Genomic DNA, 19,354 nt, shown 5'->3' with positions numbered 1-19,354 from the left:
CCATAACCGCTTAGCAGCGCTGGCAAAGAAATGGGCGCCGCGCCCGCGGAAGGCCAAATAGACTTACGTCAACGCCGCCTTCCGTCGGCGCTTACGGCGTATCGCAGGCTTGGGCCACAATTGGCCCATTTCGATTTCGCTGACGCGGCGATCGTCTATGGCGTCGCTGTCCTCATGGTAGGAAAACTATGGGGCGTCGGATTGACCGGGAGAGTCGCCGAGCACTTCGATAATCCGGCAAGTCGCGACTTTCCCGTTGTCGCACTCCTGAACCATCCGGATGAGCTCGGTCCTAAGCCCGAGTAGCCGGCGGATCCGGCTTTCGACGGCTTCGAGCTGATCGGTAGCGATCTGGCTTACCTCCTGGCACGATGCTTCAGGCTCTTCCTGCAGAGCGAGCATCGTCTTGATGGCCGAGATGTCGAAGCCGAGGTCCCTGGCATTGCGGATAAACGTCAATCGCCGAACGTCCTCCGCCCCGTAGAGGCGTCGTCCGCTGTCGGTTCGGGGTGGTGGAGGTATGAGTTTGATCCGCTCATAATAGCGGATCGTCTCGATATTGACGCCCGTGCGTTTGGACAAGGCTCCGATCGTGATCATCATAGAGTAATTCTGTAGTGGCTACAGGACATGGGTATAGCAAGGGGCCAGGGGTATGTGAACCCCGCCCACCTAGGACGGCAGCAAGAGGGCCACTGGTTCAGTCCGAGGGCGTGTTGACGCGCAATTCCTCCAGCCATAGCCGGGCATTGCCGTCCGATGGTGCGCGCCACTCACCGCGCGGGGACAGCGATCCGCCTGCGGTGACCTTAGGCCCATTGGGAGAGGCCGAGCGCTTGAACTGGCTGACCGTGAAGAACCGGTAGAGAAACACCTCCATCCAGGACTTGATTGTCGCCAAGTCATAGGCTCGGCGGCGCTCTTGCGGGTATTGGGGTGGCCAATCGCCAGTGGCGGCGTCGCGCCAAGCATGGAGGGCGAGAAATGCTATCTTTGACGGTTTCAGGCCATAGCGCGTCAAATAGAACAGCGTGAAATCCTGCAGTTCATAGGGTCCGATTTTCTCCTCCGTGCTCTGCAACGCGCCGCCAGCTCCCGCGGGCACAAGCTCAGGTGAGATTACGGTGTCGAGGATCGAGAGCAAGGTGCGGCTTGTCTCCTCGTCGAAAGCGTCCGACTGCGTGACCCATCGGATGAGATACTGGATGAGTGTCTTGGGCACCGAAGCGTTGACGTTGTAGTGGCTCATCTGGTCGCCGACGCCGTAGGTCGACCAGCCGAGCGCGATCTCCGACAGGTCGCCGGTACCAAGCACCATCGCGCTTCGCTGATTGGCGGCGCGGAATAGGATGTCGGTGCGCAGGCCCGCCTGCACATTCTCAAACGTCACATCGTAGACCGGATCGCCCTGTGCGAAAGGGTGCTGCAGAACCGCCAGCATCTGTAGCGCTAACGGCTTGATGTCGATTTCCTCGGCGGTGATGCCGAGACTGCTCATCAGCGCCCAGGCGTTGGTTTTGGTGGATTCGCCTGTCGCGAAGCCCGGCATGGTGAAGCCGAGGATGTCGGACCGCGGCCAGCCAAGCCGGTCGAACGCCTTGGCGGCCACGATCAAGGCGTGAGTGGAGTCCAGGCCGCCTGAGACGCCGATACAGAGGCGTCGAATGCCGGTGGCCTGCAGACGCTTTATCAGTCCCTGCACCTGGATGTTGTAGGCCTCATAGCAGTCCTGATCGAGGCGCGCCGGATCGGCCGGGGCGTAGGGGAAGCGCGCCATTTTCCTATGAAGCCCGAGATCGGCCGTCGGCGGCTCGAAGCGAAAGCCGATTCGCCGGAACCGATCCCCCGGCATGCCTTGGGCGATCGCCGCCTCGTTGAACGTACCGGTGCGCAGGCGCTCCAGCCTGAGTCTATCGACATCGATGTCGGCGGTGGCCATCTGCGAGTCCTGCGGAAACCGGTCGGTTTCCGCGAGGAGCGCGCCGAGCTCATAGATGCACGCTTGACCGTCCCACGCCAGATCCGTCGTCGACTCACCCGGGCCGGCCGCAGAATAGATGTAGGCGGCCCAGCACCTCGCCGATTGGGTCGCGCAGAGCAGTCGGCGCGTTTCGGCCTTGCCAATAGTGATGTTGCTCGCCGAGAGGTTCGCCAGAATCAGAGCGCCGGCCAGGGCCGCGAAATCGCTGGGGGGAGCTGGTCCCCACACGTCCTCGCATAACTCGGTGTGGAAGACGAACCCTGCCAAATCCTCGGCCGCGAAGATGAGATCCATCCCGAACGGGACGGACTGACCGGCGATCTCCATTATCGCGCCTTTCACGTCTCGCCCGGAGGCGAACCAGCGCTTTTCGTAAAATTCCCGGTAATTCGGCAGGTGACCCTTGGGAACCACGCCTAGTATGCGCCCGCGGTGTATGGCGACAGCACAGTTGTAAAGCCTTCCTTCCCGCTCCAGCGGCGCGCCGACAAGAAGAACGGGTAAAAGCTCACGGCTCGCGGCCGCAAGCTCTTCAACTGCCTGTTCGACCCGCTGCAGCAGTGCCGCCTGCCCAAGAAGATCATCAATGGCGTAAGCCGATAGGCCCAGTTCCGGGAACACCATCAGCGCGACGCCTTGGCGTGCGCCATCCCGGGCAAGCGCAAGCGTCTCAGCGAGATTGTAGCTTGGATCGCCAACTTCGCATTTCGGCGTGCAGGCCGCAACCCGGACGAAGCCCTGCTGATAGATGGAATAGAAGCTCATCAGCCGATCTCATCTTCCTGGCTCGTCGATGCACGGATGCTGAAAAGGCTAAGCGGTCTCGGCCGCGCGTTTTGGCCGCATAGATCAACCAAGGCTTCGATAATTATCATCAAGGGCGGTTCAGTAGTGGTTACAGGAAATAGGTATAGCAAGTGACTGGAGGTGTGAACCCGAGAACGATTATGACCGAGCATGTTGTATAAGCTTGGTCTGGGACGCGTGGCGCACACCAAAGAAGGCGTGGGCGCAATCGCAACGCCGGCGAGCCCGTCTTGAGTTGCATCGTGGTCTGCCGGGTTGGGTCGAAGCCGTGAATTGCTTGCCCGTTATCACGGACCTGGCCGAGTTTACCCGAAGTGCAAGATTTACCCCTTGATCCTGTAGTTACTACAGGATGTATGATTCGTCAGTAGAGTGACCAATGCAGCGAGGCCAGCTTGGCCCTATCGCGAGGATACAAGAATGAGAGCTGATGCCACGGCGATGGGCCAACCGAGCTCGCTGCGTTTCAAAGTCGACGGCCTTGATTGCCAGAATGAGGTCCGCGCGCTTCGAGAGGCGGTCAGTCCAGTGGTGGGCGGTGACGACAAACTGTCGTTCAACACCCAAGCGGGCGTTATGGAAGTGCTGTCAGGGGATGCTTCGATGCTCGACGCCATCCAGCGGGCGGTCGCTACGACTGGAATGCGAGCGCATCTCCTGCCGGAGGATGCAGCGCAGGAAACCGCACCGACGCACCTGTTTCGGGTCGACGGGCTCAACTGCCAGAATGAAGTCGCGACGCTCAAACGCGAGATTGGCCCGCTGGTCGGCGGCGACGCCTGGCTAATGTTTGACGCCGCGAAGGGGTTCATGACCGTGGCGCCGCAGCGACAGGCGACGGTCGACGATATCATCGGCCGCGTAGCCCGGACCGGAATGCGGGCTTCTCTTGTTGTGGAGGATGCGGCCGAAGCTATGCTCTTCCGGGTCCATGGCCTCGACTGCAAGAACGAGGTGGCGACTCTCACGCGAGAGCTCGGCCCGCTCGTCGGCGAAGACAAGCTCGCTTTTGACACCGCGCGAGGCACGATCACGGTGGCCCCCCAGAGCCGGGCGACGGCTGACGCGATCGAGCAAGTCGTGATTCGGGCGAGCATGCGCGCCGAACTCTGGACGGCGGAGACGGTCTCATTCGCTTCCGCCGAGACCGCCTCGATGCATAATGGCTCGGCCGGTAGCTGCGGCGCGGTAGCGCAGGAAGCCCTCGATCCGCCGATTCCGACCCGTTCGCCGGGGCAGATTGTGTTCCGCATTCACGGCATGGACTGTGCCGACGAGATCGCGGCTTTGAAGCGCGAAGTCGGTCCGCTGGTCGGCGACGACAGGCTCGCCTTCGATCTGCTCAACGGCCGCATGTCAATCAGCGTGGCACCGAATTCCATGCTCGAAGCCCGCATAGAAAAGGCGGTGGCTCGTGCCGGTCTGCAGGCCGAGCCCTGGACTGATGGCGATGGCAGCGAAGCCGCAAAGACCGAAGAGCGCCGCAAGCGCGTGCAGTCCTGGCTGACAACCGCAAGCGGCTTGCTGACGGCGCTCGGCTTCGCAGTCCACGCTTGGCTTGGAGGGGGCGTCATTGCAGCGTTCGAGGCCGGCGAACACGCTTTGGGATCGACCCCGCTGCCGAGCATTATGCTCTATACTTTAGCGGTGCTGTCTGCCGCGCGCTATGTTGCGCCAAAAGCTTGGCTGTCGGCCAAACGGCTCCGTCCCGACATGAACCTGCTGATGATGGTTGCGGTCGCGGGCGCGATCGGCATCGGCGCCTGGTTCGAGGCCGCTACTGTTTCGTTCTTTTTTGCATTGGCGCTGGCGCTCGAGGCCTGGAGTCTTGGTCGCGCGCGCCGGGCAGTTGCCGCGCTCATGGAGCTCGCGCCGCCCACAGCTCGTGTCAAGCTCGACGACGGCTCCGAGCGCGACGTCCCGGCGGCGGAAGTTCGGGTCGGCGCGCATATCATCGTTCGGCCGGGCGACAAGGTGCCGCTCGACGGCCGGGTCGCCATCGGCGAGAGCGAGGTTAATCAAGCGCCGATCACCGGCGAAAGCGTTCCCGTGTTCAAGGCGGAAGGCGATGACGTCTATGCCGGGACCATCAATGGCGAGGGTGCGCTTGAGATATTGACTACCAAAGCAGCGAATGACACGACGCTCGCCCAGATCATCCGCATGGTTGGTTCGGCGCAGAGCCTGCGCGCGCCGAGTGAGCAATGGGTGGAGAAGTTCGCGCGCATCTATACGCCCGTCGTGATGGTGCTCGCCGTTGCCATTTTTCTCGCTCCGCCCTTGCTCTTGGGCAGCGACTGGGATGTCTGGTTCTACCGGGCTCTCGTGCTCCTCGTGATCGCTTGCCCCTGCGCCCTAGTGATTTCGACACCGGTAACGATCGTCGCGGCGCTCGCCGGCGCGGCAAAGCAGGGCGTCCTGGTGAAGGGCGGCACCCATCTCGAAACGCCTGCGCGTCTCAAGGCGATTGCCATGGACAAGACGGGCACACTTACCGAAGGACGGCCGGCGGTCGTCGAGATCGTGCCGCTTGGAGGCCGCAGCGAAGCGGAGCTCCTTGGCTTGGCTGCCGCCCTGGAGGCGCGCAGCGGACATCCGATCGCTCGGGCCATCCTGGCGAAAGCCGTCGAACTGAAGATCGCTGTCCAGCCTGCCCAAGCTGTCCAAGCCATCACGGGCCGAGGCGTCATCGGGCGAGTGGACGGTCGCGAGATGTGGCTCGGATCGCGCCGTTATATCGAGGAGCGTGGCATCAACTCTCCTGAAGTTCTGCAACGGGCAGATACGCTTTCCAGCGCCGGTCGCACCATCGTCGCGGTCGGCGATGGTCAGGACGTCTGGGGACTCGTCGCCGTTGCCGATGCTGTCAGGCCGGAAGCGAAGGATATTGTCACGGCGCTTCACCGCGCTGGGATCGAACACGTCGTAATGCTCACAGGAGACAATCGCGCGACCGCAGAGACGATCGCGATGCAGACGGGCATCGATGAGGTGCGGGCGGAACTTCTGCCTGGCGACAAGGTGGCGGCGGTCGAGGATTTGGTGCGGCGCTATGGATCGGTGGCTATGGTGGGCGACGGCGTCAACGATGCTCCCGCGATGGGGCGCGCCAATCTGGGCATAGCCATGGGTGCCGTGGGCAGCGACGCCGCCATTGAAACGGCCGATGTTGCCCTGATGTCGGACGATCTTTCGAGACTCCCCTGGCTCGTGCGCCACTCCCGCGCAACGCTTGCAGTTATCCGGCAGAACGTTGCGTTTTCAATCTTCGTGAAGCTCGTGTTCACGGTGCTGACCGTGGTGGGTCTCGCGTCGCTGTGGGGCGCCATTGCCGCCGACGTCGGCGCATCGCTACTGGTCGTTCTCAACGGCCTGCGCCTGCTCAACCGTGGTCAGGCGACGCTTGAGGGGGGCGGTCCTTCAACCAGATCGGGTGCTCCGGCCCACGCGCATCATGAGCCCATGGTCGCGGCGGTACGCCGGGCGCGCTGATCATGGCATCTGGAAGCAGATATGAGGACGTATTGACTGTGCAATCCAGAACCTTGGTGGGACGAGCTGCGCTGGCCGGCGCCGCGCTTTTCATCGCGCTCACTATCGACTTCGTCACGAAATGGCTGATCGTCAACATTGTGATGATCCCGCCGCACATGATCAAGATCACACCATTTTTCAATCTCGTGCTCGGTTTCAATACGGGTGTCAGTTTCGGGATGTTTCGCGAGCTTTTCGTCGAGCAACCGCTGTTGCTCGCAGCGATCATGGCGGCGATCACGGCGGGGCTGCTCGTATGGGCCGTGCGAACGACAAGGCGCATCGAGACATTTGCCCTAGGCCTGATTGCTGGCGGTGCCGCCGGCAACGTGGTGGACCGGGTGCGTCACGGTGCGGTAACCGATTTCCTCGACCTTCACGTTGGCGATTGGCATTGGCCCGCCTTCAACATGGCGGACGTCATGATCACGGTCGGCGTCGTCCTGCTGATTACAGGCTCCCTTTGGCCGGCGCGATCGACCGTCTCGATTGCGAAGGCGCCGGGGAGATCGAGATTTGTGGGTTGAGCCTCATAGGACCAATCGGAAAGGACCATTCCATGTCAGACATACCGATGACTGCGGGCACCGGGGTCGCCGAGGGTTCCTTGGACGGTTGTTCGACTGATCTGTAGCGGGCGAGCGATCGCCCGAGCGCTCAGCGTGCGGTTCGGATTCGCGGTTCACTTCGCGATTGCCACCTCCGCAGTCAACATCGACCCCGCAGGTTAACCCAACGCATTCTAACCGCCGTTCGCCAAAACAGGAGTCCGCATGGCAGAAGCTTGTACGAACGGCGTCGACACCGGCTTCGTGGCGTTAGGCTATGCCAAGGTCGCCGTATAGCGAGACGCTGGCGGGCATGGTGCAGAAGATCGACGCCACCTTGCAGCGCGCCGACGCGCTGGTGACGGCAGCCAGGGACGGAGCAACGCCGCGTCACGTTGTTGACCGGATCGTAGCGGCAGGCGGTGACGCCCGCGCCGAGGACCGGCGGACGATCGCGACCGCAGCCGCAGAGCTGAAGGATGCAACTCGGGCGCTTCAGGGCGTCACCGCATCGGCGCGGCGGGGCTACGAGCAGAACCGCTGGTTGATGTGGACGGCGATCGGCGGAGTGGTGCTCGGCATGGTGCTTTGGGCGGCGTTCGCCGGCGTCGTCGCGCGTGCCGTGCCGGCGAGCTGGCAATGGCCGGAAAAGATGGCGGCGCGAGCGCTCGACCTGTCAATGTGGGAAGGCGGGCAGCGGATGATGCAGGCCGCCTCGCCCACCGCGTTCCGCGCGATCATAGCGGCCGACAGGATGGTGTTGGCCAATCGCGAAACGATCGAAGGGTGCAGCAAGGCCGCAGCCCGAACGCGCGAGACGGTGCGATGCACAATCAAAGTTGGTGCTAGCCTTGAGGAGCAGCAGGATAGCGACCGCTAGTTCCTATTCACTGCAACTCGATTTTGGCATGATTGCTGGCTCACTTTTTACTGATTTGCCCTGCTGGTTGCGCGAGCCGGCGCGCCAAGCTGCGACTATCAAATAGATACCTGCGGCAATCATCGGCACGGTGAGCCACTGACCCATATGAAGCCCTGTTCTGGCTGTGAAGCCGACAAGCTGGGCATCCGGCTCCCGGAAGAATTCGACAATGAAGCGAGCGAGCCCATAGCCAAGAAGGAACACGCCGACGAGCATGCCAGGGCGACGTCGGGCGTTGGTAAACCAGAAAAGGCACGCGAGCACGGCAAACAAGACCAGTCCTTCCAGCCCGGCTTCGTAGAGCTGGCTCGGGTGACGCGCGAGGCCATCGCGACTTCCGGGGAACACAATCGCCCAAGGCACATCGGTGGGCTTTCCCCAAAGCTCACCATTCACGAAATTAGCGAGGCGGCCGAAGAACAGGCCGATCGGCACGGTGCAGGCGACATAATCATGGACCCGCAGCCATTCGAGGCCGTGTCGTCGCGCGAACAGGATCAGCGCGAGCGAGACGCCAGCTGCACCCCCGTGGAACGACATGCCGCCGTCCCACAGCTTGAGGATTTGCAGGGGGTCGAAGATCATCTCAGGACCGTAAAAGATCACATAGCCGAGACGGCCACCGAGGATAACGCCCAACGTCGCGTAGAACACGAGATCGTCGGCTTGTGCGCGGTTCATCGGGGCCGCTGGTTGGGCCAGCAGCCGCAGCAGATACCACCACCCGGCAATGATGCCGGCGATATAGGCCAGCGAGTACCAGCGGATGTCGAGCGGGCCTATGGAGATGGCTATCGGGCTCAATCCGAGGCTGGCGAATGCGATATGGCTATCCAAGGATTGTATCCTGCCTGCGAGAAGCGGCGCTCGAGCGCGCCATGGGTTATTCCGGTGCGATTGAAGCGCCGGCATCCTTGAGCGCCGCAAACCCGCCGGGGACGTGGGCGACATTCTCCACGCCCATCTCCTTGAGTGATTTTGCGGCCAGCGCCGAGCGGGCGCCGGACCCACAATAGAGCACCAACCGCGATCCACTGGCGAGTTTGGCATTGTGGGTGGGGCTTTCAGGATCGACCTGGAATTCCAGAAGGCCACGCGGGACATGCACCGCACCAGCCACCAGCCCCGATTTTGCGACTTCCCCTGGCTCGCGGATGTCAACGAACTGGACCTTGGGATTGCCGACAAGTTTGGCTGCATCGTCAGGCGCGATAGTTTCGACAATCGCATTCGCTTCGGAAACGAGTTGTTTCGAGGTGCGTGTTGGCATCGACTTTCTCCTGTAAATGAACCTGTATCGGATGGCTCAGCCCTGCTCGGACTTGCCGCCTATCTGGCGCAGCATTTCCGGCAAATCTGTCGGGCAATCACCGCAAAGCTTGTTTGCCGGAACGGCAACGTCGATCTTCTTTGGGTAGGGAAGATCGAGAGCGGCCATGATCGCGACGAATTCCTGAACGGTCTTGCCCGCAAGGCGCGGGTTCCGTTCACGCTCCTGCGCCACTGTCGTGATGTGGCGATGATTGTAGTCGTGAGCCGGGTAGATCAGACCATCGCCCGGCAGCGTGAAAATCTTCTGCGTGACGGAGTGATAAAGGGTGGCGGCGTCACCGTTTTGGAAGTCGGTGCGGCCACAGCCGTCGATTAGCAGGGCGTCGCCGGTGAAGGCGCGAAGACCATCGGGCTGCTCAACCAGGTAGGTATGGTGGGCGTCGGTGTGCCCCGGCGTAAACAGCGGCTGAAGCTTGAGCGCGCCGACAGTCAAAGGCTGGTCCTCGGCGACCCCCACGTCAGCACAGGGAAGGCCGTCCATGGCGGGGTACGCGATCTTGGAGCCGGTAAGGCTGCGCAGATAGCAGGCCGATGTGACGTGGTCCGCATGCACATGCGTCTCCAACGTATAAGCCAGTTCGAGATCCAGTTCCTGAAGCGCGGCAAGGTCGCGTTCGATCGTTTCGAGGACAGGATCGATCAGGACGGCTTTGCGCGTCTCCGGGCAACCGAGGAGGTAGGTGTAGGTCGAGGACTCCGGCTCGAACAACTGACGAAAGATCATGATCGGTCTCCAATGGTGTCTAGCCGCCGATCCCGCCCAGGCTGCGGAACAGCATGTAGGCGGCCACGGCCAGCAGGACGAAAGCGAAGATGCGGGTGAGCAAGCCCTTATGATCGGCGAGCCGGATGGCGGTTTGCATGCCGGCGACGCCGCCAGCGACCCCGCCAGCGATGAAGAAGCCGGCCACGCGCCAATCCACGAGTCCTGACAGGGCATAGTTGAGGGCTGTCGCCGATCCGAACGTTCCCACCGAAAACAGCGACGATCCGACCGCGTTGAGGATGGGCATGCCGCTGCCGAGCATGATGCCGGGCACAATCAGGAAGCCGCCGCCGATGCCGAAGAACCCTGACAGGAGGCCGGCGAGAAGGCCGATCGCCACGAGCCGCACAGCGATGGGGCGCGTGATCCGCACGCCCGGGTCGCCGCCGCCGGATTTGCCGCGCAGCATGGAAACCCCCACCACGATCATCACGCCTGCGAACAGCACCAGGAGATGCTGACCCGCCACCATCTTGCCCAGGGTGGAGCCGATCAGGGCGCCTATGACGCCCGATGCCCCGAAGACGAGGGCGCAGGGCCACTTCACGGTTCCGGCCCGGGCGTGCTGGATCAGGTTGGCGAAGGCATTGGCGGCCACCGCCAGCGCGCTCGTGCCGATCGCGACGTGCGGGTCCTTCATGCCCACGACATACAGCAGCAACGGCAGGGCAAGGATCGAGCCGCCGCCGCCGATCACCCCGAGGGTAAAGCCGACGACGACACCGGATATGAGCGTGAGGATGTCGACCGGCGTCATGGGTTTGCCCCGGGCCTGGCTGCGCGATAACGTTCCTGAAGGGCGAAGACGCCCATGCCCGCCAGCATCGCCACGACGAACACCAGCGCCGCCGGCGCTCCGAGGCTCAGGGCGACCAGGGCCGGACCAGGGCAGTAGCCGACGAGGCCCCATCCGACGCCGAACAAAGCCGCGCCCGAGAGAAGCTTCTTGTCCAGGGACCGGGACGATGGCCCATTGAACGCCGGTGCGAAAAGCGGAGCATCGCGCCTTCGGCCGAGTGCAAATCCCAACGCTGAAACCATGACGGCCGAGGCCAGCACCAAGGCAAGGCTCGGGTCCCACGACGGCGCGGCGACATCAAGAAACGCCAGAACCTTGCTGGGGGCTATCATGGCGGAGACGATCAGGCCGAAGCCGAAAATGAGCCCCGAGGCGAGCGCGATGAGCAGCTTCCTCATTGCTCAGAGTCCGATGACGTGTCGGGCGACGTACACAGTCGCGGCCGCTGTGATGAGGAAGACGCCTGTCGCGGCGAGCGAGCGGGGCGAGAGCCTCGCTATTCCGCAGACGCCATGCCCGCTGGTGCAACCACTCCCGAGCCGAGTCCCAAATCCCACCAGAAGGCCGGCTGCGATCACGACGGCGACTGGGGCCGGCGACGTGAGGTCCGGTAGCAGGCCGCCCGCCGCCCGGTAGAGCAAGGGCGCGGCGAGCAGGCCGACCAGGAATGTTGCGCGCCATGCCATCTCGCCGCGGACAGGCGCAAGCACCCCGCCGACGATGCCGCTGATTCCAGCGATGCGCCCATTGGCGATCCACAGGAAGGAAGCCGAGAGGCCGATTAGCGCGCCGCCCACGATGGCCGAGAATGGGGTGAAACCCTCCATCGTCAGGATTCTCTGCTCTCAGCTTCGTCACCGGCGCAAAAGAGTGCGTAGAGTTCCGTCAGGATCGGCAGCACGCGCTCGGACGTGATGCGGTAGAATATCGTCGTTTTCTCCCGCCGTGTTCCGACCAGGCCTTCGTCGCGCAGCGTGGCCAGATGGCGGGACAAATTCGACTGTGTCAGTCCGAGGCGTTCGCCCAGATCGGTTACCGACAACTCCCCGCCGAGCAGGCTGCACAGGATCATCAGACGGTGCCGGCTCGCAAGCGAACGGAGGAACGCTTCCGCTTCGCCGGCCTTTTCCTCCAGAAGCTCCGGAGACATTTTAACGAGGGAAGGTGGCACAGTTGCTCCAAACATCTTATATGTAGCATATATGATGGAGTGGTGTTCGATCAAGCGCCAGCTAGGAGGTTCCCCCCGTGAGCTACTATTTCGCCAAGCCATCGAGGCTCCTTCGAAGCGCCGGAGTGCGAGGTAACCCCATGCTGATCGACCAGGCTGTCCGTATCGCTTCCGAGCTGCGCTGCACGCTGGGACAGATTTAGATGCTCGATCGACGTTCGCTGTTGGCTGGCGGAGCGGCATTGTTCGCAACCACCGCTTGCTCGCGCTCCACGCCGGGCCTCGGCGGGGGAGGACGTGCTGCGAACGCGCGGGTTTGATCCGGCCCAGCTGACGATAGCGATGACGCTGCCGTCCAACGAGGCGGTGCGCACCGCCGTCGAGGCGGGTGCCGGCGTTGCCGTCTTGTCGCGATTGGTCGTCGCGCGCGCGCTCAAGGCCGGTGACCTTGTCGAGCTGCCGCTCGGGCTGCCCGACCGCGCCTTTCACGCGCTGCGCCACAAGGAACGCTATCGCACCCGCGCGGCCGACGCGCTGACGGACCTCATCAAGGAGCAGGTCGCATGACTGCCGACACGCACTCCGTTCTCAGCGGCCTCAAGCCGCTCAGCCGGCTCGATCATCCCCGCGAGATGATTCGTCAGTTCACGCCCAACTGGTTCGCCGCGACGATGGGCACCGGTATCCTCGCGCTCGCGCTGCCGCAGGTGCCCGGCATCGGGCCTTCGCTTAAACCCGTCGGCGAGGTGTTGTGGTTCTTCAATATCGCACTCTTCGCGCTGTTCGCCGGCCTTTATGGCGCGCGCTGGGTGATGTTCGGGCACGAGGCGCGGCGCATCTTCGGGCATAACACCGTGTCGATGTTCATCGGCGCCATCCCGATGGGCCTCGCGACGATCATCAACGGCTGCCTCGCCTTCGGCATCGCACGGTTCGGGAATGGCATCGTACCGGTCGCACACGTCCTGTGGTGGATCGACGCCGCCATGTCGCTCGCCTGTGGCGTGCTGATCCCGTACATGATGTTCACCCGTCACGAGCACAGCCTGGACGGCATGACCGCGGTATGGTTGCTGCCGGTCGTCGCTGCCGAAGTGGCGGGCGCCAGCGGCGGGCTGCTCGCGCCGCATCTGGCCGATCCTCACGCGCAGCTCGTCACGCTTGCGACCTCCTATGTGCTGTGGGCCTATTCGGTGCCGGTCGCGTTCGGCATCCTCGCCATCCTCATCCTGCGCATGGCGCTCCACAAACTGCCGCAGGAGAGCATGGCGGCGTCCTCCTGGCTGGCGCTGGGACCGATCGGCACGGGTGCTCTGGGCATGCTGGTGCTCGGGGCGGACGCGCCGGCTATCCTCGCGGCGCACGGGCTGGCCGGTGTCGGTGCCGTCGCGCAAGGGATCGGCGTTGTGGCCGGACTCTGCCTGTGGGGCTTCGGCCTGTGGTGGCTGGCGCTCGCGACGCTCATCACCATCCGCTACTGGCGCGCCGGCGTCCCGTTCAACCTGGGCTGGTGGGGCTATACCTTTCCGCTCGGCGTCTACACCGTCGCCACCTTACGCCTAGGCACGACGCTGAACCTCGGTTTCTTCGGTTTCGTCGGCACGGTGCTGACAGTCGCGCTTGCGGCGATGTGGCTGCTCGTCGGCGCCAAGACGCTGGCCGGCGCATGGCGCGGCAACCTGTTCGTCTCACCCTGCATCGCCACCCCGAACTGATCCGCCATGATGATCGGATCAGTCGGTCCGATCACTTGCGAAACGCCCCTTCGATCCGCCAGCGTGGCTGGCCACAGGAGAGCCTTGTCATGGACAATTTCGACGCCGAACTGGCGAGTGAGACCAGCCGTCGCCGCTTTCTCAGGCATGCCGCGCTCGGTACCGCCGGCCTTGCCGCCGCGCCGGCACTGGCGCAGCAGCTCGTCGACCTGAAGCTGCCTGGCGGCAATGCCGAACGGCCGATGACCAGCGCCTTTCCCGGCAAGGGCAGCATGATCCTCCAGCGTGTCCATCCGCCCTTGCTGGAAACGCCGATGGACGTGTTCGACAAGTCGGTGTTCACGCCCAACGACCAGTTCTTCGTCCGCTGGCACTGGGCCGACATCCCGACCTCGATCGATGTCGAGACTTTCCGCCTCAACGTCTTCGGCCACGTCAACCGACCGCTGTCGATCAGCCTCGCCCAGCTGCTGCGCCTGCCGCGGGTCGAGATGGCGGCGGTCAACCAATGCTCGGGAAACAGCCGTGGGCTGTTCCAGCCACGTGTTGCCGGCGCGCAATGGGGCAACGGCGCGATGGGCAATGCCAAATGGCTCGGTGTGCGCCTGCGCGACGTGCTCGACCTCGCCGGGGTCAAGACAGGCGCGGTGCAGGTGCGCTTCGGTGCGCTCGATCAACCGGTCGTGGCGGACGCCCCTGACTTTGAGAAGGCGCTCGACATCGACCATGCCCGCGACGGCGAAGTGATGATCGCCTTCGGCATGAACGGCGAGCAGCTGCCGCTCCTCAATGGCTTTCCCTGCCGGCTGATCGTGCCGGGCTGGTACTCGACCTATTGGGTCAAGATGCTGAACTCGATCGAGGTACTGCCCGGCCCCGACGACCAGTATTGGATGGCCAAGGCCTACAAGATCCCCGCGACGCCGGGCGCGAATGTCGCGCCCGGCGCCAGAGACTTCCCGACTGTCCCCATCAACCGCATGATCCCGCGCAGCTGGATGACCAGCCTGCCCGATGGCCAGACGATAGCCTATGAGGCATCGATCCCGGTCGGCGGCATCGCGATGGGCGGCGACTGCGGCGTCGCCAAGGTCGATGTATCGTCGGACGGAGGCCGCACCTGGTACAGGACGACGCTCGGAGCGGACGAGGGCAGGTACAGCTTCCGTCGGTGGGATGGTCGCGTGCCGCTGCGACGCGGTGCCAACCCGATCATGGTGCGCTGCTGGAACACCAACGGTGTCGCCCAGCCGATGAAGCCGATCTGGAACCCGGGCGGGTTCATGCGCGGCAATATCGAGACCACCACCATCATCGCGGCCTGAGGAGCGAGTAGCATGAAGACCCCGTCTCCCGGCATCATGGCCGCTGGCCTGATCGGCCTGACCGGCATTATCCTCGTCTCGATCGGGGCGCCGAGCAGCCGCAAGGCGCCTGCCCCGATCTCCGAGACATCCGAGCCGGCACCGCCCACCAGCGTCTCAGCCCGCGGCTTTTCGCTCGCCTCGACCAGCGTCGACCTGCCGGTCGATGACGCTACCTACCCCGATGGTCCGCACGCCGACGTCATCAACGCCAACTGCACTTCGTGCCACTCGGCCAGCATGGCGCTAACTCAGCCTGCGCTATCGGCGGACCAGTGGAAGGCGACCGTCACCAAGATGCGTGAGGTGTACAAGGCGCCGGTGGCCGAGAAGGACGTTGACGCGATCGTTGCTTATCTCACCGCTATGCCGAGCCAGAAAGCGGCACCCGCAACCGGCAAGGCACAGGATCCCGACCCCAAGGTGGCTCCTGATGTCTCAGGTGGAACCGGATAAGCAAACCTCTCGCATAATCTAAAAAGGCGATTTCGACAGACGATCGGCAGCCTTCAGTAGGACTTTTTCAACAGCCACGATCGATTTCGGCGATGTGGACCGCGGCAATCTGATCGGCCTCGGCACAGGAACCACGGGGATCATCTGCAAGACGAAGAAGCGCGCGGACCTGATCCAGCGTGAAGCCCAGATCGCGCGATCGCTTGATGAACGACAGTCGATCAAGGTGCGAGCGATCGTACAAACGATAATTGCTACCGCTACGGATGGGAGCGGGAACCAGCCCTTCTGCCTCGTAGAAACGGACCGTCTCTATCTTCAACCCAGTGCGCTTTGCGATCTCACCGATTTTCATCGCCGAACCTCTTGACCCTCTAGTAGGATGAGGGTTCATATAGGGCGTCTGATCCACGAATCGAGCTTCGATAATGGCAGACGCTTGTTGCTCATCGAAACGCGACACGATCGCGGAACTTGGTCGCAAGACCGAGCAGCGCCGCGTGCTCATCATCGTGATGCTCATCAATCTCGCGATGTTCGTGGTCGAGTTTGGTGGCGGCGTCGTCGCGCGTTCCTCTGCCTTGATGGCGGATTCGGTCGACATGTTCGGCGACGCGGTGGTCTATGCGCTCAGTCTCTATGCATTGCATCGAGGCGCGCGCTGGGAAGCGGGTGCGGCGCTGGCGAAGGGTGGCATCATCCTGGCTTTCGGCGTCGCGGTCATTTTCGAGATCGCTGACAAGATTGCGAACGGCGTTCCTCCGGCATCGGGCTTGATGCTCGGGGTTGGCAGCGCCGCGCTGGTTGCGAACCTGATCTGCCTCGCGCTGCTTTGGCGCTTCCGCCGCGAGAATATGAACATGTCGAGCACGTTCGAGTGCTCGCGCAATGATGTCGCGTCGAACGTCGGGGTTCTCGCGGCTGCCGGATTGGTCGGCCTGACCGGCTCGGCTTGGCCGGACATCATCGTCGGCGGGTTGATCGCCGTGATCTTCCTACGCTCGGCTTGGCGCGTGCTGCGGGAAGCCTGGCCGGCATGGCGTGCCGCGAAGGAACCGGCGCGTGAGATATTGCAATGACATGGAAACCTCTCCGTGATAAGGGCGGGTTCGTGCGAGCCTTTTTGCCTCTTCTGACATGCCTGATGCTGGTCCTGACCAGCTTCTCCGGCATGGCTCACGCCGCCGATCTGGCGGGGGGAAGCATCGCGGGTGTTGAGTTTACGGTCCACACTGCCGGTGACATCGACGAGGTGCCATCGGATTCGGACAAGAACGTCCCGCACCATCACAATTATTGCCACGGGCATGACGTTGGTGCGCCTGCGCGCACGACGATGGAATATACCCACGTCCTCACGATGCCCAAGCCGACTATCTCCGCCTCTGCGTCGCTCGATGGCCGCACCGGCATGGTCCATTTGAGACCCCCCCAAGCCTGACGTCCGATTTGGGCGCGCGTTGGCGCGCCCCTGTCGATCATCGTTAGGAGTCCTATTTTCATGCATCGTATCCTCGCGGCCATGCTGGCCGCAGCGTCGTGCGCCACTATGGCGCAGGCGCAGGTCGGACCGTCCGCGCCTTTTGCGCAGGACGCGCCGGTCTACACGCTTGACCAAGCGGTCAGTGCAGCGGGCGGTTCGGCCCCTGCTGCCGAAGCGGCAACAGCCGCGATCGATGCGGCCCGCGCGGGCCGCACGGTCGCCGGACTGCGGCCCAACCCGGTTGTCCAGGGCCAGGTTGAGAACGTCATCGGCTCGGGTCCGTATCGTGGGGTCCGCAGCGCGGAATCCACGGTCGGCTTTGCGATCCCGATCGAGCTAGGCGGCAAGCGCGGCGCCCGCGTCGCGGTCGCCAATGCGCAATTATCCCGGGCCGAGATCCAGGCCGCGATCATCGCGGCGGATGTCCGGCTTCAGGTGACGCAGCTTTATGTCGAAGCGGTCGCGGCCGATCGCCGGGTGGCGACGGCGCGGGATCAGGCCCGGATCGCCAGCGACGCGCTGCGGGCCGCGAGCGTCCGGGTGCAGGCGGGGCGTGCCTCCCCGCTGGAGCAACAGCGCGCGGATGTCGCGCGCATCAACGCCGACGCCAACGTGGAGCGGCAGCTTCGCTTGGCGGAGGCGGCGCGGGCCAATCTGGCGCGCCGGATCGGGCGGCCGATCGACGGTGCGCTTGACGACACGCTGCTCGATCGCCTTCCCGGTGCGAACATCTACGGGCCGATCGCGCCGGCTGACACGTCCGGCACGCTGGCGCTGGCGGCAGCCAACGCGGATTTCTCGATCGCGGAGGCCGGCGTGCGGCTCGCACGCGCTAATCGCGTCCCTGACCTGAACGTCGGACCTGCGATCCGCCGACTGGAAGCGACCAACGACATGGCGGCGGTGTTCACCGTGTCGATCCCGATCCCGCTGTTCAACAACGGTCGCGCGGCGATTGCGCAGGCGACCGCGCAGCGGACGCAGGCGGATGCACAGCGCCGCGTGACCGCGCTCGACATCGAACAGGCCATCACGGACGCGCAGGCACAGGCGGCCAATGCCGCGACGACCGCACGCGCGGCGTCGGGGCCGGCGCTGGCGGCTGCACAGGAGGCCGCCCGCATCGCGCGGATCGGCTATCGCGAGGGCAAGTTCGGCCAGCTCGAATTGCTCGATGCTGAACGCACGCTCGCCGAAACGCGGGTCGCCGCGATCGACGCGCTTGCCAACTACCAGAATGCCCGCGCGCAGGTTGAGCGACTGACCGCTCCTGCGCCGAATGGGGGGAACCAGTGATGAAGAGCATTTATCTCGCGAGCGCGGCGTCGCTCGCCCTGCTGTTGGCTGCCTGTGGCGGCAAGGACGCCGGGAATGAAGCAACTGCCGAAGGCGCAGCCGCCAATGAAACGGCAGCGGGCGCCGAAAAAGACGGCGCTGAAGGCGGTCATGCCGATGAAGGCGTGGTCACGCTCGGTGCCGACCAGATCGCCGCAGCGGGCGTGCAGGTCGGACGGCCGATCATCGGCGGAGCCGGAACGATCGAGCTGCCTGCGATCATCGAGGGCGACCCCCAGGGTACGCAGGTCGTCTCGGCCGCGATCGCGGGGCGCGTGGTCGCGCTGACGCGCAACCTTGGGCAATCGGTCGGGCGCGGCCAGACCATTGCAGTGATCGAAAGCCGCGAGGCGGCGCAGATCAAGGGTGAGGTCGAAGCCGCACGGGCGCGGCTTCAGCTCGCCAATTCGAACCTCTCGCGCGAACAGCGGCTGTTCGCGCAGAAGGTGTCCCCTGAGCAGGATCTGATCGCTGCCCGCACGGCGGCGACGGAAGCGCGGATCGCGCTGACGCAGGCGCAGAGCATGGTGTCGGCGGCGGGTGTCGGCGGCGGCGGCCTCAATCGGCTCGGCATCGCCGCGCCGATCTCGGGCCAGATCATCGCGCGCCCCGTGACGCTGGGACAGACGGTTGCTGCGGACGCCGAACTGTATCGCATCGCGAACCTGAGCCAGGTATCGATCGCGCTCAACCTGAAGCCAGAGGATGCGGGCCGGATACGTCCCGGCAACACGGTGCTAGTCAAGGCGGCGGGCCGTCAGGCAACCGCGCGCGTGACCTTCGTGTCACCTGCGCTCGATCCGCAGACGCGGCTCGTGCCTGCGCTCGCCACCCTCGACAATCGCGGTGGCGAATGGCGGGTCGGCGAGCCTGTGACGGCAGCCGTGCAGCTCACGGGCAGCGGCGGGAGCGGGGCGGTCCGCGTGCCGACGACGGCGGTCCAGAGTTTCGAGGGCAAGTCGGTCGTGTTCGTGCGCACGCCCACCGGCTTCAAGGCGACCCCGGTCCAGCTCGGCGATGCGTCGGGCGACACGGTGATCGTCCGGTCGGGCCTGACCGGCAACGAACAGATCGCCACCACCGGAAGTTTCACGCTCAAGGCCGAGATCGGCAAGGGCGAAGCGAGCCACGAGGATTAAGC

At 64.1% G+C, this 19,354-nt stretch carries 20 protein-coding genes and 1 pseudogene; 11 read left to right on the top strand and 10 right to left on the bottom strand.

Annotation, left to right across the window (positions count from 1 at the left end; genetic code table 11):
- Window positions 1-186: 186 nt before the first annotated feature.
- Together B9A23_RS16470 and B9A23_RS16465 are read right to left on the bottom strand one after the other, a co-directional pair.
- A complete protein-coding gene (locus B9A23_RS16470) occupies window positions 187-603 on the bottom strand; it encodes a MerR family transcriptional regulator (RefSeq protein WP_065847549.1) in 417 nt (138 codons plus the stop codon).
- Between the two features lie 97 nt (window positions 604-700).
- A complete protein-coding gene (locus tag B9A23_RS16465) occupies window positions 701-2,746 on the bottom strand; it encodes an NAD(+) synthase (protein ID WP_065847552.1) in 2,046 nt (681 codons plus the stop codon).
- Between the two features lie 573 nt (window positions 2,747-3,319).
- Between B9A23_RS16465 and B9A23_RS16460 the strand changes: the two genes are divergently transcribed.
- The 3 genes from B9A23_RS16460 to B9A23_RS16450 all read left to right on the top strand — a co-directional run bounded on the left by B9A23_RS16460 (window position 3,320) and on the right by B9A23_RS16450 (window position 7,750).
- The gene (locus B9A23_RS16460) at window positions 3,320-6,280 is read left to right on the top strand and encodes a heavy metal translocating P-type ATPase (RefSeq protein ID WP_254895161.1); all 2,961 of its coding nucleotides are present in this window, start codon (window positions 3,320-3,322) and stop codon (window positions 6,278-6,280) included.
- Between the two features lie 2 nt (window positions 6,281-6,282).
- A complete protein-coding gene (lspA, locus tag B9A23_RS16455; protein WP_083199200.1) occupies window positions 6,283-6,849 on the top strand; it encodes a signal peptidase II in 567 nt (188 codons plus the stop codon).
- 298 nt (window positions 6,850-7,147) lie between these two features.
- Complete coding sequence (locus tag B9A23_RS16450; protein ID WP_254895160.1) at window positions 7,148-7,750, top strand: DUF6118 family protein; 603 nt, start codon at window positions 7,148-7,150, stop codon at window positions 7,748-7,750.
- 3 nt (window positions 7,751-7,753) lie between these two features.
- On the opposite strand, the gene lgt is transcribed toward B9A23_RS16450, so the two are convergent.
- The 7 genes from lgt to B9A23_RS16415 are packed head-to-tail and all read right to left on the bottom strand — an operon-like array spanning window position 7,754 to window position 11,839.
- Window positions 7,754-8,629, bottom strand: coding sequence for a prolipoprotein diacylglyceryl transferase (gene lgt / locus B9A23_RS16445; RefSeq protein ID WP_007016079.1), 876 nt, complete (start codon window positions 8,627-8,629; stop codon window positions 7,754-7,756).
- 46 nt (window positions 8,630-8,675) lie between these two features.
- Window positions 8,676-9,062, bottom strand: coding sequence for a rhodanese-like domain-containing protein (locus B9A23_RS16440; protein WP_004213269.1), 387 nt, complete (start codon window positions 9,060-9,062; stop codon window positions 8,676-8,678).
- Window positions 9,063-9,098: 36 nt separating this feature from the next.
- Window positions 9,099-9,848, bottom strand: coding sequence for an MBL fold metallo-hydrolase (locus tag B9A23_RS16435; RefSeq protein WP_007016078.1), 750 nt, complete (start codon window positions 9,846-9,848; stop codon window positions 9,099-9,101).
- Between the two features lie 19 nt (window positions 9,849-9,867).
- A complete protein-coding gene (locus B9A23_RS16430; RefSeq protein WP_004213267.1) occupies window positions 9,868-10,647 on the bottom strand; it encodes a sulfite exporter TauE/SafE family protein in 780 nt (259 codons plus the stop codon).
- On the bottom strand, window positions 10,644-11,087 hold the full coding sequence (locus B9A23_RS16425) for a DUF6691 family protein (RefSeq protein ID WP_004213266.1): 444 nt from the start codon (window positions 11,085-11,087) through the stop codon (window positions 10,644-10,646). Before B9A23_RS16425 ends, B9A23_RS16430 begins: the two co-directional genes overlap by 4 nt.
- Window positions 11,088-11,090: 3 nt before the next feature.
- Window positions 11,091-11,516, bottom strand: coding sequence for a YeeE/YedE family protein (locus B9A23_RS16420; RefSeq protein WP_004213265.1), 426 nt, complete (start codon window positions 11,514-11,516; stop codon window positions 11,091-11,093).
- Between the two features lie 2 nt (window positions 11,517-11,518).
- A complete protein-coding gene (locus B9A23_RS16415; RefSeq protein ID WP_007016076.1) occupies window positions 11,519-11,839 on the bottom strand; it encodes an ArsR/SmtB family transcription factor in 321 nt (106 codons plus the stop codon).
- Window positions 11,840-12,151: 312 nt separating this feature from the next.
- Here B9A23_RS16415 and B9A23_RS16410 point away from each other — a divergent pair.
- From B9A23_RS16410 to B9A23_RS16395, 4 genes and pseudogenes are all read left to right on the top strand, one after another.
- Window positions 12,152-12,427 (top strand): annotated as a pseudogene (locus B9A23_RS16410) (LysR substrate-binding domain-containing protein); the annotation flags it as partial.
- A complete protein-coding gene (locus tag B9A23_RS16405; RefSeq protein ID WP_084280114.1) occupies window positions 12,424-13,575 on the top strand; it encodes a TDT family transporter in 1,152 nt (383 codons plus the stop codon). The pseudogene B9A23_RS16410 and the gene B9A23_RS16405, both read left to right, overlap by 4 nt.
- Before the next feature lie 89 nt (window positions 13,576-13,664).
- On the top strand, window positions 13,665-14,900 hold the full coding sequence (locus B9A23_RS16400; protein WP_084280113.1) for a molybdopterin-dependent oxidoreductase: 1,236 nt from the start codon (window positions 13,665-13,667) through the stop codon (window positions 14,898-14,900).
- Window positions 14,901-14,912: 12 nt separating this feature from the next.
- A complete protein-coding gene (locus B9A23_RS16395) occupies window positions 14,913-15,395 on the top strand; it encodes a c-type cytochrome (protein WP_021224435.1) in 483 nt (160 codons plus the stop codon).
- Window positions 15,396-15,462: 67 nt separating this feature from the next.
- Here B9A23_RS16395 and B9A23_RS23355 read toward each other — a convergent pair whose 3' ends face one another.
- A complete protein-coding gene (locus tag B9A23_RS23355; RefSeq protein ID WP_254895159.1) occupies window positions 15,463-15,999 on the bottom strand; it encodes a MerR family transcriptional regulator in 537 nt (178 codons plus the stop codon).
- Here B9A23_RS23355 and B9A23_RS16385 point away from each other — a divergent pair.
- The 4 genes from B9A23_RS16385 to B9A23_RS16370 all read left to right on the top strand — a co-directional run bounded on the left by B9A23_RS16385 (window position 15,896) and on the right by B9A23_RS16370 (window position 19,352).
- Window positions 15,896-16,474, top strand: a complete 579-nt coding sequence (locus tag B9A23_RS16385) for a cation efflux transmembrane domain-containing protein (protein ID WP_303245901.1) — start codon at window positions 15,896-15,898, stop codon at window positions 16,472-16,474. The genes B9A23_RS23355 and B9A23_RS16385 overlap by 104 nt on opposite strands.
- Before the next feature lie 65 nt (window positions 16,475-16,539).
- Window positions 16,540-16,836 carry a hypothetical protein gene (locus tag B9A23_RS16380; protein ID WP_084280123.1) on the top strand — a complete coding sequence of 99 codons (297 nt, stop codon included), beginning with the start codon at window positions 16,540-16,542 and terminating at the stop codon, window positions 16,834-16,836.
- Between the two features lie 60 nt (window positions 16,837-16,896).
- A complete protein-coding gene (locus B9A23_RS16375; RefSeq protein WP_084280111.1) occupies window positions 16,897-18,174 on the top strand; it encodes a TolC family protein in 1,278 nt (425 codons plus the stop codon).
- The gene (locus tag B9A23_RS16370; protein WP_084280110.1) at window positions 18,174-19,352 is read left to right on the top strand and encodes an efflux RND transporter periplasmic adaptor subunit; all 1,179 of its coding nucleotides are present in this window, start codon (window positions 18,174-18,176) and stop codon (window positions 19,350-19,352) included. Before B9A23_RS16375 ends, B9A23_RS16370 begins: the two co-directional genes overlap by 1 nt.
- The last annotated feature ends 2 nt before the right edge of the window (window positions 19,353-19,354 follow it).

The sequence above is a fragment of the Novosphingobium sp. B1 genome (assembly GCF_900176395.1).
Taxonomy (GTDB): domain Bacteria; phylum Pseudomonadota; class Alphaproteobacteria; order Sphingomonadales; family Sphingomonadaceae; genus Novosphingobium.
The sequence above is the reverse complement of the archived record's forward strand: the minus strand, read 5'-3'. Positions and strand labels throughout refer to the sequence as shown.